The following is a 26,911-nucleotide window of genomic DNA, read 5'->3' on the forward strand; positions in this document are numbered from 1 at the left end:
CTACGGTAAAACAAGCTGAATGAGTGTGTCGCGATCTGGATAAATGCGCCATGAAAACCGCGCGCCGGGAACGCGGATCGCGACGACCGGCGCTGGGCCGGTGACGACAGCGGAGGCGGCGCCCGGCAGTGTGCGGACGTCAGCCGCAGGTCGCGCGGATACAGGACGATACTTGCGCAGTTCTGCGCATCCCGGTGCCGCGACGCGCCATATTGCATGCCCTCCGCGGCATCCGGGCGGGTGCACACAACCAATGCCTGTCACGACGCGGATCATGCGGCGCAGTACTGAAAAAAAGGGGTTTCCTGTAAACACGGTGTGCCTGCAGGGATGGTCGACTACACCATCGCCGTCGCAGCAGATGCGATTGGTGGCGCATGCCCCGTTCCACGATCGTCAATGTCGGTATAGCATCGCCCCGTTTTGATACTTAAGGCCCCCAGGAGGGCAACATGAGCAACGGTAATGGTGTGTCGGTCGTGACCGACGCTGTCGAGAACGTCAAAGAAACCGCCACCAACGTTGGCGAGACCATCGCCCACGCTGCCGAAGACGCAGTGAAGTCGGTCAAGAAGACCGTCAAGCGCGCCACCAAGGCTGCCGGTACCCGCGTTGCCAAGGCCAAGAAGGCCGTGGCCAAGGTCGAGAAGACCGTTGCCAAGAAGGCCGAAAAGGCTGCCAAGTCGGTCGGCAAGACTGTTGCCAACGCCAAGAAGAAGCTGGAAGCGGCCAAGAAGAACGCCAAGGCCGAAGCCGCTGCCCTGAAGAAGGAAGTGGCCAAGAAGAAGGCCGCTGCAGGCAAGGCTGTGACCAAGAAGGCCGCCGCTGCCAAGAAGACCACCAAGGCCGCCACCAAGGCTGCCGGCAAGAAGGTCGCCACCGTGAAGAAGGCTGCCACCAAGAAGGCCGCCGTCGCCAAGAAGACCGTTGCCAAGAAGACCGCGGCCGCCAAGAAGGTGGTCGGCAAGAAGGTCGCCACCGCCAAGAAGGCTGTGGCCAAGAAGACCGTCGCCGCCAAGAAGGTCGCTGGCAAGAAGGCCGTGGCTGCGAAGAAGGTTGTCGGCAAGAAGGTTGCCGCCACCAGCAAGGTCGCCACCAAGAAGACCGCCGCCGCCAAGAAGGTTGTCGGCAAGAAGGCTGCCGTCGCCAAGAAAGCCGTCGGCAAGAAGACCGCTGCTGCCAGGAAGGTTGTCGGCAAGAAGACCGCCGTTGCCAAGAAGGCAGTTGGCAAGAAGGTTGCCGCTACCCGCAAGACGGTTGCCAAGAAGGCTGCCCCGCTGAAGAAGGTCGCCGCCAAGAAGGCTCCGGCCAAGAAGGCCGTGCGCAAGGCCGCCAAGCGCAAGTAATCGCGCCGTGACCAAAGGCCCTGCCACCCACCGGGTGGTGGGGCCTTTCGCGTTTCCGGGACACTGTCCGGGGCAAGATGCAGGTTCTTTCCGCTGGAGCCCCGGGCATGCGCGGTATCGACTTCAGTTCCTGGCAGGGCGTGCTGTCCACCTTGGCCGGCCTGGTCCTGATCACCCTGCTGGGCGTGGGTATCCGCCTGCTGGTGATGCAGACCCTGCAACAGCGCCGCGAACGCGAGAACCGGCAGATCAACGAACGGCTGCGCACGCTGATGGCGGCCTACAAGACCCTGGGCGGTTCGTTCACCGGCGAACTGGGCGTGGATCCCAGCCATCGCCGCGACCTGCGCCAGCGCGAAGATGCCGAAGGCATCGCCGAACCCCGCTCGGATCGCGCGCGCCGCATCCGCGATGCCGTTGAAGCGGCGCTGTCGGACATCCTGCTGCTGGGCACCGACGAACAGGTGCGGTTGGCTGCGCGCGCTGCCAACGATCTTGCACAGGGGCGACCGGTGCATACCCACGAACTGGTTGTCTCGCTGCGCGACTTCGTGCGCGAAGCGCTGGACCTGGCGCCGATTCCGGCCGACCTGCAGATACCACCGCAGGGGCCGACCCGGCCGGGCAGTGCCAGTGGCAAGGGCCGCAACGACGGCGATGCCAAGGGCGGTCGTGCGGGCGGTGGCGGCGGTGGCGGAATGGGGGCCGGCATGGGCGGTGTGGGCCTCGGCGCCGGCGCCGCACTGGGCGCCGGCCATGCCTCCGCCAGCGATGGAACGGACGCGCGCTGAGCACGTCCGCCCGGTTCAGCGGGTCAGTTCGTAGATCGGCACGAAGCCACCGTAGATCATCCGCGCGCCGTCGAACGGCATCGGATTCGTCGCCGGATCAAACCTTGGGTCTTCCATCATCTTCTTCATGCCGGCGTCGCGGGTCGGCTTGTCCGGCCATTCGATCCAGGAAAACACCACCGTCTCGTCCGGCGTGGCTTTCACCGCGCCGAAAAAGTCGGTGGTCTTGCCGTGCGGTACGTCGTCACCCCAGCACTCGACCACGCGCAGCGCGCCGTACTCGATGAAAACGGGATCCCCTGTGCGTGCATGGGCGAGGAACTTCTCTTTGTTGGCGGTGGGCACCGCCAGGACGAAACCATCGATGTAGCTCATTGCCTGCCTCCGGATGGACCGTGCCGCATGCACGGCCTTCAAGTACACGACGAACCAGGGCGTCGGGGATCGACATCCTCTGGGCGCCCGTTCAGCCCGGGCCACCGGGCAGCGGTGCCAGCACCGTATCCGGTGGCTGCTGGCCGGCCAGGTGGCGTACGAAGTAGTCCCACATGCGGTGCGTGTAGGTGGCGTCGTTGCGGAACAGCTCGTGGTCCTGCCGGGCCAGGTACAGCAGGTCGTAGCTGCGCTGGGCCTTGTTCAGGGCGGCGGCCAGCTGCAGGGTCAGCGCCGGCGGTGCGTTTTCGTCCAGCTCGCCATAGACCAGCATCAGATGCCCGCGCAGGTTGCCGGCCAGCGCTGCGTTGTCGAGCCCGGCAAAGGGCGCCGGCACGCCATCGGTCATGGCCGTGGCTGGCAGCACGCCACCGAACAGCCGGTCCATGCCGTGCAGGGCGCCGCCGTACATGCCCTGGAAATTGTGACTGCCGGCCGAGGCCACGCCCACCTTGTAGAACGCCGGGTAGCGCAGCAATGCCCGCGCCGCGCTGTAACCGCCGAACGAATGCCCGTAGATGCCGACCCGCCGCAGGTCGATGCCCGGGTAGCGTTCGCCCAGCTGGCGCAGCGCGGCCACATGATCATCCAGCTGCACATCGGCGCCGTGCAGGAAGCTGCTGTCATGGAAGGCCTTGTCGCGGCCGCCGGTGCCGCGCGCATCGATGCTGACCACCACGAAGCCAAGCTCGGCCAGGCTGGCCCGTGACACCGGATTCAGCGCGGACACTGCCTCGGCGTAGGTCACCGGGGCATTGCTGATGAAGGCGCCGCCGTACATCGCATCGATCACCGGGAAGCTGCCGTCATCGCGATAGTCGCGGGGCAGGTAGACGGTGGCGAAGATCGGCGTGCGCCCGTCGGCGGCCAGCAGACGTTCGCGCTGCGGTGGGCGCCACCCCGCAGCAAGCACTGCCCGGTTGTCCGCCGCTTCCAGCACCAGCAGCTCGCGACCGTCATCGCTGGCCCGCAGCACGGTGCGTGGTGGCTGGTCGAGACGGGAAACGGTATCCACCAGATAGCCACCACTGGGCGACAGCGCCTGGGGTGCGCGCCCGCCGAACAGCGCGCCGGTACCGGCATCGGCCATGTGGTCGTAGCCATCGGCGGCCAGGCGCTGGATCGGCCCTCCCTGCAGCGATACCCGGTACAGGCCGCGCACGTAAGGATCGCCCGCGTCGACGCCACCGGCGCTGAAGTACGCCCAGCCACCGACAGCGTCCACACCCAGCAGGTCGCGCACCACCCAGCGGCCGCGGGTGAGCTGGCGCAGCACTTTGCCATCGGACAGGCGCACCCGGTACAGGTGGCCCCAGCCATCGCGCTGCGAGAACCACACGGCGGTGTCCTCCCCGGGCAGGATGGCCACCACTGGCCGGTTGTAGGAATACACGTTGAGCTGCAGGCGGGTGTCGCTGGCTTCTTCCAGAACCGTGCGCAGTGCACCGCTGTTGCCATCGATCTCCACCAGGCGCAGCCTGCGCGGTGTGCCGAAGTGCGCGATCACGGCATACAACCGATCGCCGTCCCAACCCAGGATGCCGGCCTCACTGAGCGTGTTCCAGCCCTCGGGCAGCGCGATGTCATGCTGCCTGCCGCTGCGGGTATCCACCACAAACAGGGTGTCGCGCACCTGCTGTGCATCGCCCAGCACCCCCAGCTTCACGGTATGCACGCGCGGCCGCGCGCTGTGGGTCGGGCTGCTTTCCAGATAGGGGTAGTCCTGCAGCGCGCGTTCGTCGTAGCGGATGCCGGCCACGTAGCGCCCGTCCGCAGACCAGCCAATCGCGAACGGCCGCACCGGCATTCGGCCCTGACGGCGTGGAATACCGCGCAGGGCGAAGTCCGGCAGCACGCCATAGCCGTTACCGGCTTCTCCGCCGTGGGTCAGTGCCCGTGGCACCGTGCCAGGCGACTGCAGCCACAGGTTGTTGTCGCGCACCTGCAGCCACGCATCGCCTACGGGCGAAGGCAGTGTATCGGCCGGCGGCCGCGCATCCGGTGAACGTGTGCATTGCCAGCGCGGCCATTGGCAATCGACGGGCACTTCTCCGCTGAACCGCAGGCGCAGGCCATCGTCCGCCTGCTGCACGCTGGCCAGGCGCAGGCGTGGCCCGCTGGCACCGAGCGGTGCAACCGCAGCGTCCAGCGCAGTGGGTTCGAACAGGGTCTGGCGTGTCGCCTGGACGGGATCGACCAGTACCGCCTGGCGCCGGCCCTGAGTGTCTTCGCGCTCGTACCAGAATCGTCCATCGGCCAGCCAGTGGGGCAGGACCGAAGCATTGCGCAGCGCACCGCGCAGATGACTGTCATGCACGCGTTCGGCGCGCTGGTAGTCGGTCGCCTGCAGCGCACGTGCAGTGTGTGGCGACAAGAGGGCAATGCAGGCAAAGACAGCGGCGCGGACACACGTCCGCAGCGGATCGGAAACGAGCAAGGCAACCTCCTGTTGCAATCGTCGAAGGATTACAGATGCACGCGCGCCGCGCGCGTATGCCAGACGGAGCCTGAATCAAGCCCAAAAATTCAGCAATGCGAAGACCACTGTTTTCAGGGAGCGTTGTGGCGAATAACGGAGAATTTACATTCCCGATGCGATGGCGCCCTGGCGCTGCTGCACACCATAAGAAAGTAAAGGTGTACCCCCATGAAGAATTCGCTGATTGCTCTGGCCCTGGCCGCTGCCCTGCCGTTCACCGCTTCGGCTGCTGAGAACCTGTCGTACAACTACGCTGAAGCCGACTACGCCAAGACCGACGTCGATGGCATCAAGGCTGACGGCTGGGGCGTCAAGGGTTCCTACGGCTTCCTGCCGAACTTCCACGCGTTCGGTGAATACAGCCGTCAGGAAGTCGACCACACCAACATCAAGGTTGACCAGTGGAAGGTCGGTGCCGGCTACAACGTCGAAATCGCTCCGTCGACCGACTTCGTTGCCCGCGTTGCCTACCAGAAGTTCGATCGCAAGCACGGCCTGGACTTCAACGGCTACAGCGCTGAAGCCGGTATCCGTACCGCCTTCGGTGCCCACGCCGAGGTCTACGGCATGGTCGGCTACGAAGACTACGCCAAGAAGCACGGCGTCGACATCGACGGCCAGTGGTACGGCCGCCTGGGTGGTCAGGTCAAGCTGAACCAGAACTGGGGCCTGAACGGCGAGCTGAAGATGAACCGCCACGGCGACAAGGAATACACCGTCGGCCCGCGCTTCAGCTGGTAATTGCTTCCTCGGCGCGCCTGCGCGCTGAAGATGCCTCGACAGGCCCGGCCCATGCCGGGCCTGTTGCGTTTCCGGCTGGGCAAACGCTACCTGACCGTGTTGAGGTGGACGGGCGGCATTGCAACGAATTGGATTCCGCAGGCGTCGGCTGCGCCCTAGGGTGAGTGGCCTGTCCTGCAGGAATGCAACGATGCCCCCGTTTCCCTCGCCCCGCGATTCTCCCTGCCGCTTGTTGCTGCTGGATCCGCATCCACTGTTGCGGCATGGCGTGCAGGAACTGCTGGCCCGGCAGACGGGCCTGCAGGTCGATGGAAGCTATGGCCGCAGCGGTGACCTGCTGCAGCGCCTGCAGCAGCAGGCAGCTGCGATCGATCTGCTGCTGGTTGACGCCTTGCCGATCGGTGACAGCGGGGAAGGCCTGGAACTGCTGCGGCACGTATCACGACATTGGCCGGCAGTGCCGATCCTGGTGCTGTCCGCACACTGCAACGCGGGTGTCGTGTCCTTGGCCCTGCAGGCCGGTGCGCGCGGATTCCTGTCCAAGGCCTGCGCGCCGCAGATGCTGCTGCGCGCGGTGAGCGTGGTTGCCCGCGGCGGGCGCTTCGTGCCGCCGGAGCTGCGTGCACAATTGAACCAGTCCCGCCGACAGCGCCAGCAGTCCATGCGTTCACCACGGTTGAGTACGCGCGAACGCGCTGTCCTGCAGTGGGTGCTGCGCGGCTGCAGCACCGGCGAGATGGCACGCCGCAGTGGGCGTGCGGCCAGCACCATCAGCACGCAGAAGCGAGCGGCTTACCGCAAGCTGGGCATCCGCAACGATGGCGAGCTGTTCCGCTTCCGCCATCTGATCGACGCTGATTGAGGCGGGGTTACTCGCCCTGGTACTGCTTTTCTTCGACCAGGGCCGAACCGGCCACGCGGTTGATCTCGTTCTTCACCTGCACGCGCTCGCCATTGGTGCCATAGACACCGCGTGCCAGCTGGATGAAGGCATCGTCGAACACCTGGGCCGCTTCCTTGTCGCGCAGCTGGTCCTGGATGTCCCACATGCGCTCGTTGATCACCTTCAGCTGCTGCTTCAGCGCGGCCAGTGCCGGTTGTGCGTGCAGCAGCTGCTGCAGCAACGGCAGCAGGCCGTCCAGCTCGGTGCGCACGTTGGCCAGCTTGGCCGCATCGTCGATGCGCTCGGCCTTGATCTGGAGAATGGTGATCTTGTCGATCAGCTCGCCGATCGATACCGGGGTCAGGATGGCGTCCACGCGGTTGGTTCCTGGAAACAGGGCACCATGATACCGCGCTGCTGGCATGTGGCCCCGATCCGCGGGATTTACGCCGAATTTGCGCCACGGGCCCGGCAGCACCCTCGATCCGTTACGGCCCTCGCCTCGACACTGCGTTCCCGGCGGCGTGACCGCCTTCGACGAGGAACACAGTGCAGTGAACAGCAAGGGGATGATGGCGGCGCTGGTGGCCGCCCTGGCAGGGCTGCTCGGGATCGGCAGCGCGCAGGCACAGGTGCAGGTCAGTGGCAGTGCGGCGTTGACCAGTGACTACGTATGGCGTGGCAGCTCGCAGAGCGATGGCGACCCGGCGGTGCAGGCTGGCGCGAAGGTCTCGATCCCATCGGGCTGGTATGCCAGCGCGTGGGGGTCCAACGTTTCGTTCAAGCCGGACAATGGCGCGCGCAGCGAGTTCGACCTGGTGGCGGGCTGGTCCGGCGCACTGGCACCGGACTGGAGCCTGGATGCCAACCTGACCCGTTACGTGTACCCGGGCACCGGCCGCGCGCTGGACTGGACCGAGCTCAACACCACGGTGACCTGGAAGCAGCGCGCCTGGCTGCAGGTCGCCCATTCCAACGATGCGTTGGCCGGTGGCCATCGCGGTACCTATGCCCAGCTGGGTGTGCGTGTGCCGTTGCACGAACGCCTCCGCCTGGAAGCAGCGGTGGGCCAGTACTGGCTGGCCACCGCCCAGGGCCCGGACTACCTGCATGGGCAGCTCAGTGCCATCGCCTCGCTGACCCCGGCATGGGAACTGCGCGCCACCGTGCATGACACGGACAGCGCAGCCAAGCGCCTGTTCCCCGGCAACGCCGGTGGGCGATGGGAGCTGGCGCTGCAGGGCAGCTTCTAGTCGGCCAGCGACGCCTGGCGCGCGCGCAGCGCGCCGGGCAGCCACAGCAGCAGGGCCAGCGCAGCCACGGCAGCGCCGGCCACGCATACGCCGGTCCAGCCGAAGCGCTGGTAGACCTGCGCAGACAGCAGCGAACCCAGCGAACCGCCGATGAAATAGCCGGTCATGTAGCCGGCATTGAGGCGGTTGCGTGCCGCCGGTTGCAGTGCGTAGATCAGGTTCTGGTTACTGACGTGCAACAGCTGTGCGGCCAGGTCCAGCACCACCACGCCCACCAGCAATGCCAGCAGCGAGTGTGCGGACAGCCCCAGCGGCAGCCACGACAGCAGCAACAGCAGCAGTGCAATGGCGGTGGCGCGCCCGGTCTGGCCACGGTCGGACATGCGGCCAGCCAGGCCGGCCGCCAGCGTACCGGCCGCACCGACCAGCCCGAACAGCCCGATGGTGGCGTCGCTGTAGGCATACGGCGGCTGTGCCAGCAGGAACGCGAGCGGGGTCCAGAAGATCGCGAACATGGCGAAGCTGCAGGCGCCCAGCAGCGTACGCTGGCGCAGCACCGGTTCCTGCACGAACAGCACGCCGATCGAGCGCAGCAATGCGAAATAGCCCAAGCCGGCGCTGTGGTGGAACCGCGGCAGGCCGCGCTGCAATGCCAGTGCGGTCAGCACCAGGGTGGCAGCGGCGATCGCATACACCAGGCGCCAGTCGCCCAGGCTGGAAAGCAGGCCGGCCACGGTGCGCGCCAGCAGGATGCCCAGCAGCAGGCCACTCATCAGCGCGCCGACCACGCGACCGCGATGTTCCGGCGCCGCCAGCGTAGCGGCGAACGGCACCAGCACCTGTGCCACCACCGAGAACAGGCCGGTGATAGCGGTGCCGACCAGCAACCAGGTCAGCGACGGTGCACAGGCGCTGATCACCAGCCCGCCGGCCGACAGCAGGCTCATCACCACGATCAGGCGGCGGCGTTCGAACAGGTCTCCCAGCGGCACCAGCAGGATCAAGCCGGCGGCATAGCTCAGCTGCGCGGCGGTAACGACCATGCCGACCTGGCCGAACGGTACGCCGAAGGCGTCGGCGATGGTGTGCAGCAGTGGCTGCGCATAGTAGTTGCTGGCCACGGCCACGCCGGTAGCCACGGACATCAGCAGCACCTGCCAGCGGTGCAGAGGGGGGAGGGACGGGCTCACGCGGTGTTCCAGGAAGCGGGGGGCACAGTGTCCACCTGCTGCGGCCATGATGGAAATGAATCATCATCATCCATGCCATCTGGAAACGAGATAGTTGGATGAATCTCAAACAGCTCGAGTTTGCCGTTGCCTTGGCCGAGGAGGGCAATTTCACCCGTGCCGCCGAACGCTGCCATGTGGTGCAGTCCGCGTTGAGCCACCAGATTGCCTACCTGGAGCAGGAACTGGGCACGCCGCTGTTCGAGCGCCTGCCGCGGCAGGTGAGGGCGACGGCAGCGGGTGAGGCGCTGCTGGTGCACGCACGCCAGGTGCTGGTCAGCCTGCGCCACCTGCGCGCCGACGTGGCCGCAGTCAGTGGCGAGGTGCGCGGGCTGCTGGCGATCGGGCAGATCTCCTCGCTGACCGATATCGATGTGGTGGCGATGCTGGCCGCGTTCCAGCAGGCGCACCCGCAGGTGGAATTCCAGTTGCGGGTGGACAAGAGCGAGGACCTGATCGCGCAGGTGCAGTCGCGTGACCTGGATGTTGCACTGGTGGGGTTGGCGCCCTCGGCCGGCCTGGACGGGGTCTGCCACCAGATGCTGCAGGAAGAAGACCTGGTGGCGGTGCTGGCGCCGTCGCACCGCTTGGCCCGGCGCAAGCGGCTGCCATTGACCGAATTGCAGGACGAGGCGCTGGTCGACTTCCCGCGCGGCACCGGTGCGCGGCGGCAGACCGACGATGCTTTCGTCGCCGCTGGCCTGCCGCACACAGTGCGTTTCGAGGTCAACCTGATGGAACTGGTCGAGCGCTTCGTCCGCCATGGTCTGGCGGTTGGCATCGTGCCGGCGCTGATTGCCGAAGGCTTCCAGGGCGTGGTGCGGATTCCGCTGCAGCCAACCCCGACCCGCCGCGTGCACCTGGTCTGGCAGCGGCTGCCGACACCGGCGGCGCGGGCGTTCGTCGAGGCCGTGCTCAGCCGCGCAGGCGCAGGCTCAGGCCCTTGAGGAAGTTGCGCAGCATCTGGTCCAGGCAACGCCGGTAGTTGGTGTGCCCGGGCTGGCGGAACAGCGCACCGACTTCCGACTTGGAGACGTTGAAACCGGCGCTGGCGAAGATTTCCATCAGATCGACGTCGCGCAGCTGGAACGCCACGCGCAGCTTCTTCAGCACCAGGTTGTTGTCGATGCGGGTTTCCACCGCGCGCTGCGGCTGGCTCTCGTCGCGACCGCGCAGGTGCACGATCAGGCCATCGAGGAAGTGCGCCAGCGCGCTGTCGCTCATCGCTTCGAAGCCGGCTTCGTCCTCGCGGCGCAGCCAGGCCTTCACCTGTTCGGGATCCACGGCGAAGGCCGGGTCGGCCATCTGGCACAGGGTCACCACGTGGTGGTCGCCCAGGTCCAGGGAATAGCGCACGCTGCGCAGGACATCGTTGTTGATCATGGCCCATTGTACCGGCCCCTGGCGTGTCACCGGACTGTCATCGAACTGCAGCATCGTGGGCACTCGTTCGCTGAGACCCTTGCATGCGCCGGTATCTGTTTTCCGCACTGCTGCTCGCCAGCAGCTTCGCTGCCTTCGCCCAGGACCGCTTCGTACCCGTCGAGCGGCGCCTGAGTGCATCTCAACTGGCCGAGGTCGGGCTCAGTCCAGCGCAGTTGCAGGCGCTGAACCGGGTACTGCGCGAGGCAGAGCGCGCGGCCACCGGGCCGACGGCAGCGGTGGCCCCCGCCGCTGCGCCGCTGCCTGCCAATGTGCCGGCACCGGCAGCAATGCATCTGGGCCTGGAAGAAGGACCGGTCAATGCACGCGTGGTCGGAGAGGTCGCAGGCTGGCAGCCCGGCACGCTGTTCACCCTTGATAACGGCCAGCAATGGCAGGTGATGAAGGGGCAGATGAAGCTGCGCAAGGTGCTGCAGTCGCCGCAGATCGCCGTTGTTCCAGGAATTGCCGGGCGCTGGTTCCTGCAGGTCGACGAAGACCTGCCCAAGGCCCGGGTATTCCGCGTGCGCTGAGCCGCGCACGCCTCGGGCGTGGTCAGCCGGCATCGACAACGCAAGGGCGGGCCGACGGTGCCAGAATGGGCGTCCGGTTTTTCCCCCTGGAGTTGCCTGATGACCCGCACTGTCCTGATTACCGGCGCCACGTCCGGCTTCGGCGCCGCCGCCGTCCACCGCTTCGCCCAGGCCGGCTGGAAAGTGATCGCCACGGGCCGCCGCGGCGAACGCCTGCAGCCGCTGGTCGATCGCTACGGCAAGGACGTGGTGCATGCCGCCGCCTTCGACATCCGCGATCCGGTTGCGATGGAAGCGGCGCTGCTGGCACTGCCGCCGGCCTTTGGCGAGATCGATCTGCTGGTCAACAACGCCGGCCTGGCGCAGGGCACCGCGCCGGCACAGAGCGCCAAGTTGTCGGACTGGACCACGATGATCGACACCAACATCACCGCGCTGGTGACCCTGACCCACCGCCTGCTGCCGCAGCTGGTGGAGCGCAAGGGCGCGATCATCAATATTTCGTCGGTGGCCGGCGTCTACCCGTACCCGGGTGGCAACGCCTACGGTGGCACCAAGGCTTTCGTCAGCCAGTTCTCGCTGGGCCTGCGTTCGGACCTGCACGGCACCGGCGTGCGCGTGACCACGATCGAGCCAGGCATGGCTGAAACCGAGTTCACCGTGGTGCGCACCCACGGCGACCAGGCGGCGTCGGACAAGCTCTACAACGGCGCCAACCCGATGACCGCCGAAGACATCGCCGAACAGATCTTCTGGGTGGCCAGCCTGCCGCCGCACCTGAACATCAATCGCCTGGAACTGATGCCGGTCAGCCAGTCCTTCGCCGGTTTCCAGGTCGCCCGCGAAGGCTGACCGCCGTTTGTAGAGTCGAGCATGGCTCGACTCTGCAGAAACAAGAAAAAGCCGGGCAATGCCCGGCTTTTTCATTCACAGCGGCAGGCTTACTGGGCCTTGATCGCCATCGCCTGCAGGCCGGTGCCATCCAGCTTCTGCTTGGCTTCGGACAGTTCACCGGCACTGCCATACGGCCCCATGCGCACGCGGTACACGGTCTTGCCGTTGATCTGTGCTGACTCCACGCGTGCCGCAAGTCCCATCATCGCCAGCTTGGCCTTGGTTGCTTCGGCATCGCCGGAGGCGCCGAAGGCGCCTGCCTGCAGGATATAGCGGGCGTTGTCGGCGGCCGCGGGTGCGGCAGTGGCCGGGGTACCCGCCGTTGCCGTTGCGGTTTCCGCGCGCGCTGCCGGCGTGGCGGCGGCGGTGCTGGTCGAGGCCGTGCTGGCCGGCGGCGTTGCCGCAGCCGGACGTTCACTCAGCGGTGCCGGCAGCGGACGGCTGGTGGCGGTCACCTGCGCGGTGCTGGACACGCTGGCGGTGGCCGCCGGTGCCGGTGCGGTCGTGGTCGCCGGCGGAACCGGCTTGCCTTCCAGTGCCGCCTGCGCGCGCTGTGCTTCGGCCTTGGCCCGGCGCTGGTCTTCGGCACGCGCGCTGGCGGCCAGTTCGGCGTCGGACATCTCGACTTCCTTGCCCGGCAGCAGGGTGTAGAAGTCGTACTGGGTGGCGGCCGGCTTTTCCGGTTCGGCCTGCTTCGGCGCAGCCGGCTGCGCGGCTGGCTGGGTACCGACATCGCTGTCGGCATCGGCGACCGGGGCCGGCTGCGCGTTCGGGTTCGGCTGCGGACCGGCGCGCAGGAAGCCATCGCCCTCGCCCTTGAACAGGTTCGGCGCCGCCAGGAACACCACGGCCGCGATCGCTACACCGGCCACCAGCCACACCCATCCGGGGGTGCCCTGGCTGCCGCTGTTGCGTCGTGCCTGGCTTTTGCCGCGTCGTGCTGCCATGTGTACTGCGTCTCCTGATGCTTACATTTTTTCCGGGGCGCTGACGCCCAGGAGTTCGAGGCCATTGGCCAGTACCTGGCGCGCCGCACAGGCCAGGGTCAGTTTGGCGTTGCGATCGGCGGCATCTTCCACCAGCACCGGCGTCCCGTGATACCACGTGTGGAACGCGTGCGCCAATTCACGCAGGTACTGCGCCACCAGATGCGGTTCCAGCGCCACGCCGGCCGCTTCCACCACTTCCGGATAGCGCGAGATCTCGTTCATCAGCAGCAGCGAGGCGTCGTCGGCCAGGCGGCCGAGGTTGGCCAGGCCGTTGCCCTGCTCGTACACCAGGCCCTTCTCCTGTGCCTGGCGCAGCAGGCTGCAGACGCGGGCATGCGCGTACTGCACGTAGAACACCGGGTTGTCGTTGCTCTGCTGGCGGGCCAGGTCGATGTCGAAGGTCAGCTGCGAATCGGGCTTGCGCGCGATCAGGAACCAGCGGGTGGCATCGCGGCCGGCTTCCTCGATCAGGTCGCGCAGGGTGAAGTAGCTGCCGGCACGCTTGGACAGCTTCACTTCCTCGCCGCCACGCATGACGGTGACCATCTGGTGCAGCACGTATTCCGGCCAGCCCTGCGGGATGCCCACTTCCATCGCCTGCAGGCCGGCGCGCACGCGGGCCAGCGAGCCGTGGTGGTCGGCGCCCAGCTCGGTGATCGCGCGCTCGTAGCCGCGCTGCCACTTGGACAGGTGGTAGGCCACGTCGGGCACGAAGTAGGTGAAGGTGCCGTCGGACTTGCGCATCACGCGGTCCTTGTCGTCACCGAAGTCGGTGCTGCGCAGCCACAGCGCGCCACCTTCTTCATAGGTATGACCCGACGCCTGCAGCTTGGCCACCGCTTCGGCTACCTTGCCGTCGGCGTACAGCGAGCTTTCCAGGAAATAGATGTCGAAGTCGACGCCGAACGCGGCCAGGTCCAGGTTCTGCTCGTTGCGCAGGTAGGCCACGGCGAAGCGGCGGATCGCCTGCATGTCGTCCGGGTCCTTGGCGCCGACCACGGTGCTGCCTTCCAGGTCGACGCTGGCGCCGGCCATGTAGGCGCGTGCGACGTCGGCGATGTACTCGCCGCGGTAGCCACCTTCCGGCCAGCCGTCCTGGTCCGGCGCGATGCCCTTGATCCGTGCCTGGGTGGACAGCGCCAGGTTCTCGATCTGCACGCCGGCGTCGTTGTAGTAGAACTCACGCTTGGCGTTCCAGCCGTTGGCATCGAGCACGCGCGCCACGCAGTCGCCGATCGCTGCCGCGCGGCCATGGCCGACATGCAGCGGGCCGGTCGGGTTGGCCGACACGTACTCCACGCCCACCGTGCGGCCATTGCCGGACAGGTTGCGGCCGTAGTCGTGGGCTTCCTTGATGACCGACGCGGCTTCGCGCTGGTACGCGGCCGGGGCCAGGTGGAAGTTGATGAAGCCGGGGCCGGCGATCTCGACCTTGCTCACGTCCTCGCTGCGCGGCAGCGCCTCGACCAGCGCCTGCGCCAGTGCGCGCGGATTGCTGCGCGCGGCCTTGGCCAGCAGCATCGCGGCGTTGGTGGCGAAGTCGCCGTGGTCGCGGGTCTTCGGGCGCTCGACCACGAAGTCCGGCGGCAGGGAGTCGGCGGGCAGGGTGCCATTGGCGCGCAAGGCTTCGATGCCTTGGCTGATCAGGGCGCGGAGGAGATTTTTCACGAGGCCTGCTGTGAGAATGAGCGGCGGAATCGCCCATTTTAGCGCAGATACCCGCGCCCACGCTGACCAGAACATGCCTGTGGGGGCGGCCGATGGCGCCTGAAGGGCCGCGCTCAGCCGAACAGCCGCGGCTGGGGCGGGGATAGCAGACCCCGTTCAGCAAATGAAACGGGACGGCCCTCGCCGACCACGAAGTGGTCCAGCAGGCGCACGTCCACCATCGCCAGCGCCTGCTGCAGTTCGTCGGTGATGCGGGTATCGGCGCTGGAGGGTTCCGGATCGCCGGAAGGGTGGTTGTGGCTGAGGATCACCGCCGCCGCGTTGTGCAGCAGGGCGCGCCGCACCACTTCGCGGGGGTAGACCGGTGCGGCGTTGATGGTGCCGTGGAACAGCTCTTCACAGGCGATCAGGCGGTGGCGGTTGTCCAGGAACAGGGCCATGAAGACCTCGCGGGCCTGGCCACGCAGCCGGTGCTGCAGGTAGCGGCCGACCGCCGCCGGATTGTTGCCAACCGCCTCGCCGTGCTCCAGCTCGGCCGCCAAGTAGCGATGGGCCAGTTCCAGCCCGGCAGCAAGCGTGCAACTGCGTGCCGGGCCGAGCCCGGGCAGGCGGGCGAGCTCGGCTGCGGGGCGGTCGAGCAGTACCCGCAACGGGCCGTGCGCCTGCAGCAGGTCGCGCGCGGTCTGCACGGCATCGCGGCCACCGAACCCGGAGCCGAGAAACAGGGCCAGCAGTTCGGCGTCGGAAAGTGCCGTGGGCCCGCGCGCGATCAGCTTCTCGCGGGGGCGTTCCTGTTCGGGCCAGTCATGGATGGGCATGGCCCATCATCGCCAGACCTTGCGGTGGCTCCCATCGGGGCATGCCGCGGACTGGGGTCGGAGGTTGCCTCAGCCGCGCCGGGTCTGCAGGTAGTCGAACAGTTCCTGGTTGTTCTGCAGGCCCAGCTTGCGCTTGGCTTCGGCCTTCTGCCGGCTGATGGTCTTCGGGCTGCGCCCGCAGCGCTCGGCGACTTCGTTCACGCTGAGGCCGGCTGCCAGCAGCTCCAGCACTTCCTGTTCGCGTGCCGACAACGGCGCCGGCTGACGTGGAAACAGCAGGTCGCGCGCCTGCAGGTGGTGGCGCAGCTGTTGGGAGACGAATACCTGCCCGGCCAGCGCGGCGTTCAGCGCGTGGGGCAGTTCGGCGAAATCGGCGCACTTGTCGACCAGGCCACTGATACCCTCCCGCAGCAGGCTGTCCAGCAGGCCGGGATGGCGGGCGCCGGTCAGCACCACCACCGGCAGGCCAGGGCGGCGCATGCGCAGCGCGTCGATCAGCTCCGGACCGTCCGGACCGGCACCCGGCATCGACAGGTCGGTCAGCACCGCATCGCAGTCGTGGTGATCCACCAGCTCCAGCAGCTGGGCGCCGTCGCGCGCACTGCCGACGATGTCCATCAGGTAGGTCTGCAGCACGATACGGATGCCATGCAGGACCACGGGATGGTCGTCGGCGATGATGATGCGCGGATGCACGCGGCTCCTCGAAGGTCGGACAGGCCACGGCGGGCGGCAGCCAATGCCTGATTCTGCAAAAGCGCAGACCCGTAGAGGTATAGGAAAGGTCCGAAACTGGTACCGGGTGAATCCCGGGTCAACGGAGACGGACTCCATCTGCTGATAGCCGCCCGCTATGTGCGCCCTGCACCGGGACATTACCGACCATCGGGTAAGCTAGCGCCCTCGTTTGCACAGGAATTCCAGGTGGCTGACTCCCCCAACGCTTCCCCCGCGCCGGCCCGCGCGCTGGAAGGTCAGAAACTGCTGTTGTGCGTCGGAGGCGGGATCGCGGCCTACAAGGCCCTGGAACTGGTGCGGCGCCTGCGCGACGCCGGTGCCCAGGTGCAGGTGGCGATGACCGCCGGAGCACAGCAGTTCGTCACTCCGCTCAGTTTCCAGGCCCTGTCCGGGCAGCCCACCCGCACCACGCTGTGGGACAGCGCGGCCGAACAGGCCATGGGCCACATCGAGCTGGCCCGCTGGGCCGACCGCATCGTGGTCGCCCCGGGTACCGCCGATCTGCTGGCCCGGCTGGCCCAGGGCCACGCCGATGATCTGGTCAGCACCCTGTGCCTGGCCAGTACCGCGCCGCTGACGATCTGCCCGGCGATGAACCACCGCATGTGGCTGCATCCGGCCACCCAGGCCAACATCGCCCTGCTGCGCCAGCGCGGCGCGCAGGTGATCGGCCCGGTCGACGGGCCGCTGGCCGAAGGCGAATCCGGTCCCGGCCGTCTGGCCGAACCGGGCGACATCGTTGCCGCGCTGGCTGCCAATGGCAGTGCTGCAGCGGCGGTTGTCGCACCGGAAACCCGCGCGCTGCAGGGCCTTCGCCTGCTGATCAGCGCTGGCCCGACCTATGAAGACATCGATCCGGTGCGCTACGTCGGCAACCGCAGCAGCGGCAAGATGGGCTTTGCCCTGGCCGCGGCCGCCGCGACGATGGGCGCCCAGGTGGTGCTGGTCAGCGGTCCGGTACAGCTGCCGACGCCAGCCGGCGTGCAGCGCGTGGACGTGCGCTCGGCCGCGCAGATGCGCGATGCCGTGCTGAAGTCGTTGCCGGCCGACATCTATATCGGTGCCGCCGCGGTGTCCGACTACACGCCACGCCAGGTCGCGCCGCAGAAGCTGAAGAAGACCGCCGACAGCCAGTCGCTGGTGATCGAGCTGGTGCGCACGCCGGACATCCTCGCCGAAGTCGCTGCACAGACGCAGTCGCTGAAGCTGGTGGTCGGCTTCGCCGCCGAGACCCACGACGTGGAGAAATATGCGCGTGGCAAGCTGGTCGACAAGCGCCTGGACCTGGTGATCGCCAACCAGGTCGGCATCAGTGGCGGCGGTTTCGAGAGCGACAACAATGCCGCCACGGCCTTCTGGCAGGACGGTGAACAGGTATTCCCGGCCACCTCCAAGCGCGAGCTGGCCGAACAACTGCTGGCGCTGATCGCGCGGAGACTCCAGGCATGACCCAGGCTTTCACTTCCCAACCGCTGCAGGTCAAGCTGCTTGATCCGCGTTTCGGCGACAGCTGGCCGCTGCCCGCCTACGCCACCGAAGCCAGCGCCGGCATGGACCTGCGCGCGGCGCTGGATACCGCGCTGACCCTGCAGCCGGGCGACACCGCGCTGGTGCCCAGCGGCCTGGCCATCCATATCGCTGATCCGCACCTGTGCGCGGTGATCCTGCCGCGTTCCGGGCTGGGCCACCGCCACGGCATCGTGCTCGGCAACGGCACCGGCCTGATCGACGCCGATTACCAGGGCCCGTTGCTGATCAGCGTCTGGAACCGTGGCCGCGAGGCCTTCACCATCGAGCCGGGCGATCGCATCGCGCAGCTGGTGGTCGTGCCGATTGCCCGCGTCAGCCTGCAGGTGGTGGATACTTTCACCGACAGCGTGCGGGGAACGGGTGGATTCGGCCATACCGGGGTGCGTTGACGGGGGACATTGATGAGCGGCATCGGGGAAGGGCAGCGGGAACGGTCGTTGGGACGCAGTGCGCCACTACTGGGGGTGCTGCTGGTCCTGCTGGCCGGCTGGTTCGGATGGAGCGCGGTGCAGCAATGGCGGCAGGAGGCCAACGGCCAGGCGCTGGAAGAAGCGCGTGACCAGGCCGTGCAGGGCTTGCAGGAGGCGGCAGCCGGCCAGCTGAAGCAGCTGCAGCAGCAGTTGAAGAACGAACGCGTGCAGCAGGCACTGCAGGCCGGTGACGCCGCGGCAGCGGCGCTGGCCGTGCGCGAGAGCTGGACCGGCGTGGAGCAGGCTGACGTGCTGACCGCCGATCTGGCCACGGCCTATGCCGACCCGGCCACCTTCGGCTACGCACGCCTGGCCCTGCTGGAACAAGCGCTGGCCGAGGGCAAGCCTGGCCTGCGCGTGGTCCGCGATGCAGGTGGCAATCGCCTGGGTCTGGCGGCTCCGGTGCAGCTGGGCAGCCTTGGCCCGGCAGTGCTCTACGTGCGCCAGCCATTGCTGCGGCTGACCTCGCCGCTGGACCAGGTGAGCGCCCCGTCCACCGGTTTCCTGGGCCTGCGCCAAGGCACGCATGACCTCGTTGCCCAGGGCGACGCTGGCCTGGCCGAGAGCGCCGAAGCGCTGGCGCGCCCGGTTCCGGGCACGCCGTTGCGGCTGGTGGCCGCCGTACCGAATGTCGAAGCGGGTCCGCTGGGCCTGGGTTCGCTGGCCAGTGCCATCGTCGCGCTGCTGCTGGCGTTCATCGCCGTGCTGCTGGTGGTGGGTCGCGGCCGGCTGCCGAAGTCGCTGCCTTTGCCGCGCCGTGCGGCCGTGGCGGAAGCGGATCATGGCCCGACCCTGAGCGAGAGCCTGCAGATGGCGCCGCCACCGGTGGCCGCCGCCAGCGCCGCGGACACTGCGCCGCCGCCACCACCGGTCCCTGCCGGGGAACTGGCCGCCGGCATCTTCCGCGCCTACGACATCCGTGGCGTGGTCGGCAGCGAACTGACGCCGAAGACCGCCGCGCTGATCGGCCAGGCCATCGGTACCGTGGCGCTGGAACAGGGCCTGCGCGAGGTGGTGATCGGCCGTGATGGCCGCCTGTCCGGCCCGGAACTGGCTGCGGGATTGGCCGAGGGCCTGCGTCGCACCGGTTGCGCGGTGATCGACATCGGCCTGGCACCGACGCCGGTCGTCTATTACGCTGCCTTCCACCTGCGTACCGGCACCTGCGTGGCGGTCACCGGCAGTCATAACCCGCCCGAGTACAACGGCTTCAAGGTGGTCATCGGCGGCGAGACGCTGTCAGGCGATGCCATCACCGATCTCTACCAGCGCATCGTCGAGGGGCGCCTGGCGCAGGCGGCCGAGCCGGGCGATTACCAGCAGCGCGATGTCAGTGCCGACTACATCCAGCGCATCGCCGACGACGTGCAGCTGGACCGCCCGTTGAAGGTCGTGGCCGATGCCGGCAACGGCGTCGCCGGTGCGCTTGCACCACAGCTGCTGGAAGCCATCGGCGCCGAAGTCATCCCGCTGTACTGCGATGTCGACGGTACCTTCCCCAACCATCATCCCGACCCGAGCGAGCCGGCCAACCTGGAAGACCTGGTGCAGACGGTCAAGCGCTTCGGCGCCGACCTCGGCGTCGCCTTCGATGGCGACGGAGACCGGTTGGGCGTGGTCACCGGCGAAGGCAGGATCATCTATGCCGACCGCCTGCTGATGCTGTTCGCCGCCGACGTGCTGATGCGCAACCCCGGCGCGATGGTGATCTACGACGTGAAGTGCACCGGCAAGCTGTCCGATCACGTGCTGCGCAATGGTGGCAGCCCGTTGATGTGGAAGACCGGGCACTCGCTGATGAAGGCGAAGATGCGCGAGACCGATGCCGAGCTGGCCGGCGAGATGAGCGGCCACTTCTTCTTCAAGGAGCGCTGGTTCGGTTTCGACGATGGCCTGTATGCCGCCGCGCGACTGCTGGAGATCCTGGCGCAGCGCGAGGAAGCCCCGGACGAGGTGCTGGCCGAGCTGCCGGAGATGGTGGCCACGCCGGAACTGAAGGTGCCGGTGGCCGAAGGCACGCCGCATGCGCTGGTGGCGATGCTGGTGGCGGCGGCACAGTCGCCGGACAACCCCTATGTGGGCGGCCGCCTGTCGACCATCGACGGCCTGCGCGTGGACTTCCCCGATGGCTGGGGGCTGGTGCGTGCTTCCAATACCACGCCGGTGCTGGTGCTGCGCTTCGAGGGCAACGACGAGGCGGCACTGGAACGCATCCAGGCGTTGTTCCGCAGCCAGCTGCAGCCGGTGCTGGGCGACACCCCGCTGGGGTTCTGAGGTGAGGCCGGGCTGCGCCCGGCACCCGCCGAATCAACGTCAACGTCAACGTCAAAGGCCGGCTATCCGAGGGATGCGGGGTGGGTCCGGTTACGGGGGACGCTGCAAGTACGTCCATGTAAGCTCGGTCGCCGCATCCATGCGGCTCACGCCCCCGCAACCGGACCCACCCCGCCTTCGACAGATTTCCGCGATCTGTCGGAACGGCATGGACCGCTGCTGGTGGGTGTCGACCTTGGTCGACACGGTAGATCCACGCCATGCGTGGATGCTCTTCCGGCTTCGATGATGTCCATCCACGCATGGCGTGGATCTATTACCCCTTGAAACGCAAGCCCACGCCCGGCTCGGTGAACAGGTAGCGTGAATCCAGCGCTGAATCGCCCAGCTTGTGCCGCAGCTTGCCGACCAGGATGCGCAGGTAATGGGTGTCGTGCTGGTGGGTCGGGCCCCAGATTTCCTGGAGGATCTGCGGCTGGGTCACCACCCGCCCGGCATTGCGCAGCAGCAGCGACAGCAGCGCGTACTCCTTGCGGGTCAGTGCCACCGGCTCGCCATCGAGTGCCACTTCACGGCGCACCAGATCCACATGCAGATGGCCGTCGTCGAACACCGGCGGTGTGCCGTCGCTGGGCACACTGCGCGTGCGCAGCAGCGCACGTACCCGTGCCATCAGTTCCTGCGTGCCAAACGGCTTGGTCACGTAGTCATTGGCGCCGGTGTCCAGCGCCCGCACCTTCTCGGCCTCGCCGGCGCGCACGGTCAGCATGATCACCGGCACCTGGCTCCACTGCCGCAGCTGCTCCAGCACCTCGTGGCCTTCCATGTCCGGCAGGCCGATGTCCAGGATCACCAGGTCCATGTCCTCGCTGGCCGCCAGCTGCAGGCCTTCCTGGCCGGTGGCCGCCTGCCGCACCTGGTAGCCCTGCGCGCGCAGGCTGATGTCCAGGAACCGGCGGATCTGGGTTTCATCATCGATCACCAGCACGCGCGGGGCCGGCGCGCTGGCGTCAATCGGAGTCGGGCTCATCGTGGGAGGCTGGCTTGAGCAGGGGCAGGGTGATGCGGATCAGGGTACCGCGACCGTCGCGTCCGGGCAGCGCCTGCACGCTGCCGCCATGCGCACCGACCATGCCCTGGCAGATGGTCAGGCCCAGGCCGGTGCCGTGGCGGCCACGGTCGCCGCGCTCGACGCTGTAGAACATGTCGAAGATGCGCGCGCGCTCGTCATCGGGAATGCCGGGGCCGGCATCGATCACATCGATGCGCAGCTGTCCGTCCAGTTCGCGCGCCTGCACCTGCACGGCGGCATCGGGTGGCGAGAACTTGGCCGCGTTTTCCATCACGTTGAACACCGCCTGTTCAACCAGCGCCGGGTGTACCCAGATCGGCGCGAGCGTGGCCGGAATATCCAGCTCCAGCCGCACCTTGGGCTGGTAGCGCTGCAGGCGCCGCGCCGCCGAGCCGATCAGCTCGTCCACGCCGATCCAGTCGCGGTTGATCTTCAACCCTTCGTGGCCGAGCCGGGTCATGTCCAGCAGGTTCTGGATGTAGCGGTCCAGCCGCTCGCCTTCGACCAGAATGGTGTCCAGCAGGGCACGGCGATCAGCCGTATCCATCGCCGCACCGTAGCTGGCCAGGCTGTCGGCCGAACCGATCATCGCCGCCAGCGGCGAGCGCAGGTCGTGTGACACCGAAGAGAGCAGGGCCGAGCGCAGCCGCTCGGTCTCGTTGCTGACGTGGGCCTGCTCCAGTTCGGCCACCAGCCGCGTGCGCAGCGCGGCCTGGGCGATGTCATCGACCATCGCCTCGGCCAGCTGCCGCTGCTCGGGCAGCAGGCGCGCCTGTGCGCCGGGCAGGTAAAGGCCCGCCACGCCGATGGCGCGGTCTTCGCCATCCAGCAGCGGCAGGAACCACCATTGCGCACCGGCCAGGGTGTCGGTGAAGCGCCCGCTCGGCTGGCCGTGGCGCAGTGCCCAATCGGCGGCGGCCAAGTCGGTATCGCCCGGCTGGCTGCGGCCACCGGTTGCGGTATCGGCGCCGATCCGTAGCCACGCTGGAACGTCCATGGCCTGTTCCAGTGCATGCCGACCCGCCTGCGCCACCTCGCCGTTGCCGGCCGCGCTGGCCAGCTGCCGTCCCAGCTGCTGGCGCGCACGCGCATGTCGATTCGCCGCACGCAGCGCAATCACCTGCATGCGCAGGCGCGAGGCCAGGCGTCCGGCCACCAGCGCGGCGGCCAGGAACAGGAACACGGTGATCACGCCCTGGCGCGCGCCGATGGCGAAGGTGAAGCGCGGTGCGATGAACAGGAAGTTGTAGGCGAGGAAGCACAGGATCGCCGCCATCACCGCCACGCTGGCGCGCGTGCGTGCGGCCACCAGCACCACCGCCACGATGAACACCATCGACAGGTCGGCCATGCCGACCCAGCGTTCGGCCAGCCATGCCACCGCACAGGCCAGCGCGGTGGCGATCAGCGCCTGCACCGGTTCGTAGCTGATGCCGCGCATCGGCGGCAGCAGGCCCTCGCGGCGCGAGCGCGCACGTGCCTGCGGGGTGCTGATGATGGTGATCTCGTAATGCGCGCCGCGCTGGATCAGCTGCTGGGTCAGGGTGCGGTTGAACATCCGCGCCAGTGGACGTTCGCGGGTCCGGCCGAGCACCAGGGTCGACACGCCGTTGTGCGCGGCGTGATCGAGCAGGGCATCGGCGATGCTCGATCCATGCAGCAGTTCGGCGTCGCCGCCGAGGCGGCGTGCCAGGGCGAACGCAGCATCGATCTCGCGCCGGGTCGCCTCGTCCTGGCGTCGGCCCTGCACGGTCACCACCGTCCACGGCGCATCGCGGCGTTCGGCGATGCGCCGCGCCACCCGCACCAGGTACTCGCTCTGACCGCCGCCATCAATGGCCACCAGCACGCCACGACGCAGTGGCAGGTTGCTCTCGCCGCGCGCGGCGCGCGCTTCACGCAGGCTGCTGTCGACGCGGTCGGCGGCCTCCTGCATGGCCAGCTCGCGCAGTGCGGTGAGGTTGGCCGGCGAGAAGAACGCCTGCAGCGCCTGCGCGGCCTGTTCGGGCACATAGACCTTGCCCTGCTGCAGGCGCGCGATCAGCTCGCGCGGCGGCAGGTCGACCAGCACGATGTCGTGCAGGCGGTCGAGCACCCCATCCGGCACGGTCTCGCTCACGCGTACGCCGGTGATGCGCATCACCACGTCATTGAGGCTTTCCAGATGCTGGATGTTGACCGTGGTCCAGACGTCGATGCCGGCGTCCAGCAGCTCCATCACATCCTGCCAGCGCCGTTCGTGGCGGCTGCCGGGTGCATTGCGATGGGCCAGTTCGTCCACCAGCACCAAGGCCGGATGCCGTGCGAGCACGGCATCCAGGTCCATCTCCTGCAGGGCATGGCCGTGGTAGGCCACGTCCTTCAGCGGCAGCTGTGGCAGCCCCTCCAGCAGCGCCTGGGTATCGGCACGGCCATGGGTTTCCACCAACCCGACCACCAGGTCGACGCCGCGACGCAGCTGTTCCTGCGCGCGGGTCAGCATGGCGTAGGTCTTGCCCACGCCCGGCGCCGCGCCGAGGAACACGGTCAGCTTGCCGCCGGCTTCGCGTTGCAGGCCTTCGACCAGGGCATCGGCCTGGCGGGTACGCGCATCAGTCATGGGTGCCATTGTGCGCGCAGCCGGTGCAGGCCGGCATCACGGCGCCTTGGCCGCGTGGTCCAGCGCGAAGTTCAGCGTCACCACGTTCACCCGCGGCTGGCCGAACAGGCCCCACTGGCGACCTTCGGTATGCGCCTGCACCAGTGCCTGCACGCGTTCCACCGGCAGGCCACGGGCACGCGCCACGCGAGCTACCTGCAACTGCGCTGCAGCCGGTGACAGCTGAGGATCCAGGCCGCCGGCGGACTGGGTGACCAGGTCCGCAGGAACCTGCGCCGGGGCAACGCCTTCGCGTGCGGCCACCGCCGCGGTGCTGGCGGCAACACGCTCGGCCAGCGCCGGGTTGCTGCGCGCCAGGTTGGAACCGGCTGCCGCCATCGGGTCGTAGTTGGCCGCCGACGGACGTGCCTGGAAGTAGCCGTCACCGGCGAACGGCTGCGACAGCCACGCCGAGCCGCGCACCTGACCGCTGCCATCGCGCAGCAGGCTGCCCTCGGCCTGGGTCGGGTAGGCCAGGCCGGCGAAGCCGGTGGCGATGCCGGCGTAGACCGCACCGGCCAGCAGCAGGGTGGCCAGGCCCAGGCCGATCGCCGGGCGCCAGCTGGCGCCGTCCTGCAGGCTGGCCACCCGGGCCTCGGCCTTCGGTTCGCGGGACAGGGAAGTGGAGGTGGAAGCAGAACGGTTCATGCGCCGAATACCAGGACAAGAAGGAGGTCGATCACCTTGATCGCTGCGAACGGCAGCAGCACGCCGCCGAGGCCGTACACCAGCATGTTCCGGCGCAGCAGCGCCGTTGCGGTGGCCGGGCGGAAGCGCACGCCACGCAGGGCGAGCGGGATCAGGGCGGGAATCACCAGGGCGTTGAAGATCAGCGCCGCCAGCACCGCATTGCGCGGGCTCGACAGCTGCATCACGTTCAAGGCAGCCATGGTCGGAACGGCCGCGGCGAACAGCGCCGGCAGGATCGCGAAGTACTTGGAGACGTCGTTTGCCAGCGAGAAGGTGGTCAGCGCGCCGCGGGTGATCAGCTGCTGCTTGCCTACTTCCACCACTGCCAGCAGCTTGGCCGGGTCCGAATCGAGGTCGACCATGTTGCCGGCCTCTTTCGCCGCCTGCGTACCGGAGTTCATCGCCAGGCCGATGTCGGCCTGGGCCAGTGCCGGGGCGTCGTTGGTACCGTCACCGACCATCGCCACCAGGCGGCCACCGGCCTGCTCCTGGCGGATGCGCGCCAGCTTGTCTTCCGGTCGCGCCTCGGCGATGTAGTCGTCGACACCGGCTTCGGCAGCGATCGCGGCGGCGGTCAGCGGGTTGTCGCCGGTGATCATCACCGTGCGGATGCCCATCGCCCGCAGCTGCGCGAACTTCTCGCGCATGCCGTGCTTGACCACGTCCGACAGTTCGATCACGCCCAGCACGTGGCGGCCCTCGGCCACCACCAGCGGGGTGGCACCGTTGCGTGCGACCTGCTCGACGCGGCCGGCCAGTTCAGCCGGTACATTGCCGCCCAGCGCCTGTACGTGGGCACGGATCGCATCGGCGGCACCCTTGCGGATCTGCCGCCCATGTTCAAGATCCACGCCGGACATGCGGGTCTGCGCACTGAACGCCAGGTACTCGGCGTGGTCCGGTTCGGCGGTGGCGCAGCCCTGTTCGCGCGCCAGGCGCACGATCGACTTGCCTTCCGGGGTCGGGTCGGCCAGCGAGGACAACAGCGCCGCTTCACGCAGCTGGCTGGCATCGATACCGGCCAACGGATGGAAGTGGCTGGCCTGGCGGTCGCCGTAGGTGATGGTGCCGGTCTTGTCCAGCAGCAGCACGTCCACGTCTCCCGCGACTTCCACCGCCTTGCCCGACTTGGCCAGCACGTTGGCGGCCAACGCGCGGTTCATGCCGGCGATGCCGATGGCCGGCAGCAGGCCGCCGATGGTGGTCGGGATCAGGCAGACCAGAAGCGCGATCAGCAGCAGCGGGTCAACCTGCACGCCTACCGCTGCGCCAATGGCCGGCAGCGTCGCCACCACCACCAGGAAGGTCAGCGTCATCGCCGCCAGCAGCAGGGTCAGTGCGATCTCGTTCGGCGTCTTCTGCCGGTTGGCGCCTTCCACCAGCGCGATCATCCGGTCCAGGAAGCTGTGGCCCGGCTCGGCGGTCACCCGCACGATGATCTGGTCGGACAGCACCTTGGTTCCGCCGATCACACCGGAACGGTCGGTACCGGCCTCGCGCAGCACCGGTGCCGATTCGCCGGTCACCGCTGCTTCGTTGATGGTGGCCAGGCCCTGCACGATCTCGCCATCGGCCGGTACCAGCTCACCGGCGCTGACGATCACATGGTCGCCCGGGCGCAGCTCGGCGGCTGGCAGCTGGGTTTCCGCGGCACCCGGCTGCGGTGCGGCCAGGCGGCGCGCCACCAGGTCCTGGCGGGCGCGGCGCAGCGATGCGGCCTGGCCACGGCCACGTGCTTCGGCCACGGCTTCGGCGAAATTGCCGAACAGCACGGTCACCAGCAGGATCGCGGTCACCGCCAGGCCAAAGCCCAGCGGCGCATTGCCGGTCAGGGTGACGATCGCGGCCACGATCGTGCCGGCCATCACCACCGCCATCACCGGGCTGCGCACCAGATGCATCGGCGACAGCTTGCGCACTGCCTCGACCAGGGCACGGCGCAGGCCTGCGCCATCCAGCAGGGCAGGGCGCGGTGCGAGGGAACTACGGGTTGAACTTGCATGGGTACTCATTGCGGTGTC

24 protein-coding genes are annotated in these 26,911 nt (G+C 68.1%); 11 read left to right on the top strand and 13 right to left on the bottom strand.

The genetic code is table 11. The features are described 5' to 3' along the window. The first annotated feature begins 452 nt into the window (after positions 1 to 452). Positions 453 to 1,346: a hypothetical protein gene (locus AC5P9L_RS16885; RefSeq protein ID WP_033833595.1), complete on the top strand. Its 894-nt coding sequence runs from the start codon at positions 453 to 455 to the stop codon at positions 1,344 to 1,346. 107 nt (positions 1,347 to 1,453) lie between these two features. After that, positions 1,454 to 2,137 carry a hypothetical protein gene (locus AC5P9L_RS16890; protein ID WP_227415867.1) on the top strand — a complete coding sequence of 228 codons (684 nt, stop codon included), beginning with the start codon at positions 1,454 to 1,456 and terminating at the stop codon, positions 2,135 to 2,137. Positions 2,138 to 2,152: 15 nt separating this feature from the next. Here AC5P9L_RS16890 and AC5P9L_RS16895 read toward each other — a convergent pair whose 3' ends face one another. Together AC5P9L_RS16895 and AC5P9L_RS16900 are read right to left on the bottom strand one after the other, a co-directional pair. After that, positions 2,153 to 2,512: a DUF1428 domain-containing protein gene (locus AC5P9L_RS16895; RefSeq protein ID WP_005407745.1), complete on the bottom strand. Its 360-nt coding sequence runs from the start codon at positions 2,510 to 2,512 to the stop codon at positions 2,153 to 2,155. A 91-nt stretch (positions 2,513 to 2,603) separates the two neighbouring features. Continuing rightward, on the bottom strand, positions 2,604 to 5,006 hold the full coding sequence (locus AC5P9L_RS16900; protein WP_227415866.1) for a S9 family peptidase: 2,403 nt from the start codon (positions 5,004 to 5,006) through the stop codon (positions 2,604 to 2,606). Positions 5,007 to 5,216: 210 nt separating this feature from the next. On the opposite strand from AC5P9L_RS16900, the gene AC5P9L_RS16905 reads away from it, so the two are divergent. Together AC5P9L_RS16905 and AC5P9L_RS16910 are read left to right on the top strand one after the other, a co-directional pair. Further along, entirely contained in the window at positions 5,217 to 5,789 is a 573-nt protein-coding gene (locus AC5P9L_RS16905; protein ID WP_005407747.1) for an OmpO family porin, read from the top strand. Positions 5,790 to 5,979: 190 nt separating this feature from the next. Continuing rightward, complete coding sequence (locus tag AC5P9L_RS16910; RefSeq protein WP_005407749.1) at positions 5,980 to 6,651, top strand: response regulator transcription factor; 672 nt, start codon at positions 5,980 to 5,982, stop codon at positions 6,649 to 6,651. 7 nt (positions 6,652 to 6,658) lie between these two features. On the opposite strand, the gene AC5P9L_RS16915 is transcribed toward AC5P9L_RS16910, so the two are convergent. Beyond that, the gene (locus AC5P9L_RS16915) at positions 6,659 to 7,096 is read right to left on the bottom strand and encodes a DUF6165 family protein (RefSeq protein WP_423159926.1); all 438 of its coding nucleotides are present in this window, start codon (positions 7,094 to 7,096) and stop codon (positions 6,659 to 6,661) included. 130 nt (positions 7,097 to 7,226) lie between these two features. Here AC5P9L_RS16915 and AC5P9L_RS16920 point away from each other — a divergent pair, with 130 nt between their 5' ends. Further along, complete coding sequence (locus AC5P9L_RS16920; protein WP_033833600.1) at positions 7,227 to 7,925, top strand: TorF family putative porin; 699 nt, start codon at positions 7,227 to 7,229, stop codon at positions 7,923 to 7,925. On the opposite strand, the gene AC5P9L_RS16925 is transcribed toward AC5P9L_RS16920, so the two are convergent. Beyond that, complete coding sequence (locus AC5P9L_RS16925) at positions 7,922 to 9,070, bottom strand: MFS transporter (RefSeq protein ID WP_333482945.1); 1,149 nt, start codon at positions 9,068 to 9,070, stop codon at positions 7,922 to 7,924. The two genes, AC5P9L_RS16920 and AC5P9L_RS16925, sit on opposite strands and share 4 nt — an antisense overlap. Before the next feature lie 143 nt (positions 9,071 to 9,213). On the opposite strand from AC5P9L_RS16925, the gene AC5P9L_RS16930 reads away from it, so the two are divergent. Beyond that, positions 9,214 to 10,101, top strand: a complete 888-nt coding sequence (locus AC5P9L_RS16930) for a LysR family transcriptional regulator (RefSeq protein ID WP_005407753.1) — start codon at positions 9,214 to 9,216, stop codon at positions 10,099 to 10,101. Here the strand turns inward: AC5P9L_RS16930 and AC5P9L_RS16935 are convergent. Beyond that, positions 10,070 to 10,537 (bottom strand): YehS family protein, encoded by a 468-nt coding sequence (locus tag AC5P9L_RS16935; RefSeq protein WP_005411992.1) that lies wholly within the window; start codon positions 10,535 to 10,537, stop codon positions 10,070 to 10,072. The two genes, AC5P9L_RS16930 and AC5P9L_RS16935, sit on opposite strands and share 32 nt — an antisense overlap. Before the next feature lie 83 nt (positions 10,538 to 10,620). Between AC5P9L_RS16935 and AC5P9L_RS16940 the strand changes: the two genes are divergently transcribed. Together AC5P9L_RS16940 and AC5P9L_RS16945 are read left to right on the top strand one after the other, a co-directional pair. Further along, positions 10,621 to 11,109: a hypothetical protein gene (locus tag AC5P9L_RS16940; RefSeq protein WP_005407755.1), complete on the top strand. Its 489-nt coding sequence runs from the start codon at positions 10,621 to 10,623 to the stop codon at positions 11,107 to 11,109. A gap of 99 nt (positions 11,110 to 11,208) precedes the next feature. Next, positions 11,209 to 11,961: an SDR family NAD(P)-dependent oxidoreductase gene (locus AC5P9L_RS16945; RefSeq protein WP_005411994.1), complete on the top strand. Its 753-nt coding sequence runs from the start codon at positions 11,209 to 11,211 to the stop codon at positions 11,959 to 11,961. Positions 11,962 to 12,050: 89 nt separating this feature from the next. On the opposite strand, the gene AC5P9L_RS16950 is transcribed toward AC5P9L_RS16945, so the two are convergent. From AC5P9L_RS16950 to AC5P9L_RS16965, 4 genes are all read right to left on the bottom strand, one after another. Next, the gene (locus tag AC5P9L_RS16950) at positions 12,051 to 12,950 is read right to left on the bottom strand and encodes an SPOR domain-containing protein (RefSeq protein WP_088436379.1); all 900 of its coding nucleotides are present in this window, start codon (positions 12,948 to 12,950) and stop codon (positions 12,051 to 12,053) included. 21 nt (positions 12,951 to 12,971) lie between these two features. After that, a complete protein-coding gene (gene argS, locus AC5P9L_RS16955) occupies positions 12,972 to 14,660 on the bottom strand; it encodes an arginine--tRNA ligase (RefSeq protein ID WP_012478915.1) in 1,689 nt (562 codons plus the stop codon). A 113-nt stretch (positions 14,661 to 14,773) separates the two neighbouring features. Beyond that, positions 14,774 to 15,478, bottom strand: a complete 705-nt coding sequence (radC, locus tag AC5P9L_RS16960) for a RadC family protein (RefSeq protein ID WP_005407759.1) — start codon at positions 15,476 to 15,478, stop codon at positions 14,774 to 14,776. Positions 15,479 to 15,547: 69 nt separating this feature from the next. After that, on the bottom strand, positions 15,548 to 16,174 hold the full coding sequence (locus AC5P9L_RS16965) for a response regulator (protein WP_033834997.1): 627 nt from the start codon (positions 16,172 to 16,174) through the stop codon (positions 15,548 to 15,550). 228 nt (positions 16,175 to 16,402) lie between these two features. Between AC5P9L_RS16965 and coaBC the strand changes: the two genes are divergently transcribed. From coaBC to AC5P9L_RS16980, 3 genes are read left to right on the top strand one after another with little or no spacing between them, the layout of a single operon-like run. Further along, the gene (gene coaBC, locus AC5P9L_RS16970) at positions 16,403 to 17,665 is read left to right on the top strand and encodes a bifunctional phosphopantothenoylcysteine decarboxylase/phosphopantothenate--cysteine ligase CoaBC (RefSeq protein WP_005411998.1); all 1,263 of its coding nucleotides are present in this window, start codon (positions 16,403 to 16,405) and stop codon (positions 17,663 to 17,665) included. Continuing rightward, positions 17,662 to 18,135, top strand: a complete 474-nt coding sequence (gene dut, locus AC5P9L_RS16975) for a dUTP diphosphatase (RefSeq protein ID WP_005411999.1) — start codon at positions 17,662 to 17,664, stop codon at positions 18,133 to 18,135. The genes coaBC and dut overlap by 4 nt, the downstream gene beginning before the upstream one ends. A 12-nt stretch (positions 18,136 to 18,147) precedes the next feature. After that, entirely contained in the window at positions 18,148 to 20,490 is a 2,343-nt protein-coding gene (locus tag AC5P9L_RS16980) for a phosphomannomutase/phosphoglucomutase (RefSeq protein WP_049459890.1), read from the top strand. Between the two features lie 316 nt (positions 20,491 to 20,806). Here AC5P9L_RS16980 and AC5P9L_RS16985 read toward each other — a convergent pair whose 3' ends face one another. The 4 genes from AC5P9L_RS16985 to kdpB are packed head-to-tail and all read right to left on the bottom strand — an operon-like array spanning position 20,807 to position 26,902. Further along, positions 20,807 to 21,520, bottom strand: a complete 714-nt coding sequence (locus AC5P9L_RS16985; RefSeq protein ID WP_005412001.1) for a response regulator transcription factor — start codon at positions 21,518 to 21,520, stop codon at positions 20,807 to 20,809. After that, a complete protein-coding gene (locus AC5P9L_RS16990) occupies positions 21,501 to 24,161 on the bottom strand; it encodes an ATP-binding protein (RefSeq protein ID WP_012478919.1) in 2,661 nt (886 codons plus the stop codon). The genes AC5P9L_RS16985 and AC5P9L_RS16990 overlap by 20 nt, the downstream gene beginning before the upstream one ends. Before the next feature lie 36 nt (positions 24,162 to 24,197). Next, positions 24,198 to 24,848: a potassium-transporting ATPase subunit KdpC gene (kdpC, locus tag AC5P9L_RS16995; RefSeq protein ID WP_043035172.1), complete on the bottom strand. Its 651-nt coding sequence runs from the start codon at positions 24,846 to 24,848 to the stop codon at positions 24,198 to 24,200. Beyond that, positions 24,845 to 26,902 carry a potassium-transporting ATPase subunit KdpB gene (gene kdpB, locus AC5P9L_RS17000; RefSeq protein ID WP_043035171.1) on the bottom strand — a complete coding sequence of 686 codons (2,058 nt, stop codon included), beginning with the start codon at positions 26,900 to 26,902 and terminating at the stop codon, positions 24,845 to 24,847. The genes kdpC and kdpB overlap by 4 nt, the downstream gene beginning before the upstream one ends. Positions 26,903 to 26,911: the final 9 nt, after the last annotated feature.

The organism is Stenotrophomonas sp. YJH_SMC_64, assembly GCF_059371375.1.

What these genes read in the sequence shown, in the direction of transcription:
- AC5P9L_RS16885 (WP_033833595.1), top strand. Translation starts at nt 453, where the DNA reads ATGAGCAACGGTAATGGTGTGTCGGTCGTGACCGACGCTGTCGAGAAC.
- AC5P9L_RS16890 (WP_227415867.1), top strand. Translation starts at nt 1,454, where the DNA reads ATGCGCGGTATCGACTTCAGTTCCTGGCAGGGCGTGCTGTCCACCTTG.
- AC5P9L_RS16895 (WP_005407745.1), bottom strand. Translation starts at nt 2,512, where the DNA reads ATGAGCTACATCGATGGTTTCGTCCTGGCGGTGCCCACCGCCAACAAA.
- AC5P9L_RS16905 (WP_005407747.1), top strand. Translation starts at nt 5,217, where the DNA reads ATGAAGAATTCGCTGATTGCTCTGGCCCTGGCCGCTGCCCTGCCGTTC.
- AC5P9L_RS16910 (WP_005407749.1), top strand. Translation starts at nt 5,980, where the DNA reads ATGCCCCCGTTTCCCTCGCCCCGCGATTCTCCCTGCCGCTTGTTGCTG.
- AC5P9L_RS16915 (WP_423159926.1), bottom strand. Translation starts at nt 7,096, where the DNA reads ATGCCAGCAGCGCGGTATCATGGTGCCCTGTTTCCAGGAACCAACCGC.
- AC5P9L_RS16925 (WP_333482945.1), bottom strand. Translation starts at nt 9,070, where the DNA reads ATGTCCGTGGCTACCGGCGTGGCCGTGGCCAGCAACTACTATGCGCAG.
- AC5P9L_RS16930 (WP_005407753.1), top strand. Translation starts at nt 9,214, where the DNA reads ATGAATCTCAAACAGCTCGAGTTTGCCGTTGCCTTGGCCGAGGAGGGC.
- AC5P9L_RS16935 (WP_005411992.1), bottom strand. Translation starts at nt 10,537, where the DNA reads ATGATCAACAACGATGTCCTGCGCAGCGTGCGCTATTCCCTGGACCTG.
- AC5P9L_RS16940 (WP_005407755.1), top strand. Translation starts at nt 10,621, where the DNA reads ATGCGCCGGTATCTGTTTTCCGCACTGCTGCTCGCCAGCAGCTTCGCT.
- AC5P9L_RS16945 (WP_005411994.1), top strand. Translation starts at nt 11,209, where the DNA reads ATGACCCGCACTGTCCTGATTACCGGCGCCACGTCCGGCTTCGGCGCC.
- AC5P9L_RS16950 (WP_088436379.1), bottom strand. Translation starts at nt 12,950, where the DNA reads ATGGCAGCACGACGCGGCAAAAGCCAGGCACGACGCAACAGCGGCAGC.
- radC (WP_005407759.1), bottom strand. Translation starts at nt 15,478, where the DNA reads ATGCCCATCCATGACTGGCCCGAACAGGAACGCCCCCGCGAGAAGCTG.
- dut (WP_005411999.1), top strand. Translation starts at nt 17,662, where the DNA reads ATGACCCAGGCTTTCACTTCCCAACCGCTGCAGGTCAAGCTGCTTGAT.
- AC5P9L_RS16980 (WP_049459890.1), top strand. Translation starts at nt 18,148, where the DNA reads ATGAGCGGCATCGGGGAAGGGCAGCGGGAACGGTCGTTGGGACGCAGT.
- AC5P9L_RS16985 (WP_005412001.1), bottom strand. Translation starts at nt 21,520, where the DNA reads ATGAGCCCGACTCCGATTGACGCCAGCGCGCCGGCCCCGCGCGTGCTG.
- AC5P9L_RS16990 (WP_012478919.1), bottom strand. Translation starts at nt 24,161, where the DNA reads ATGACTGATGCGCGTACCCGCCAGGCCGATGCCCTGGTCGAAGGCCTG.
- kdpC (WP_043035172.1), bottom strand. Translation starts at nt 24,848, where the DNA reads ATGAACCGTTCTGCTTCCACCTCCACTTCCCTGTCCCGCGAACCGAAG.
- kdpB (WP_043035171.1), bottom strand. Translation starts at nt 26,902, where the DNA reads ATGAGTACCCATGCAAGTTCAACCCGTAGTTCCCTCGCACCGCGCCCT.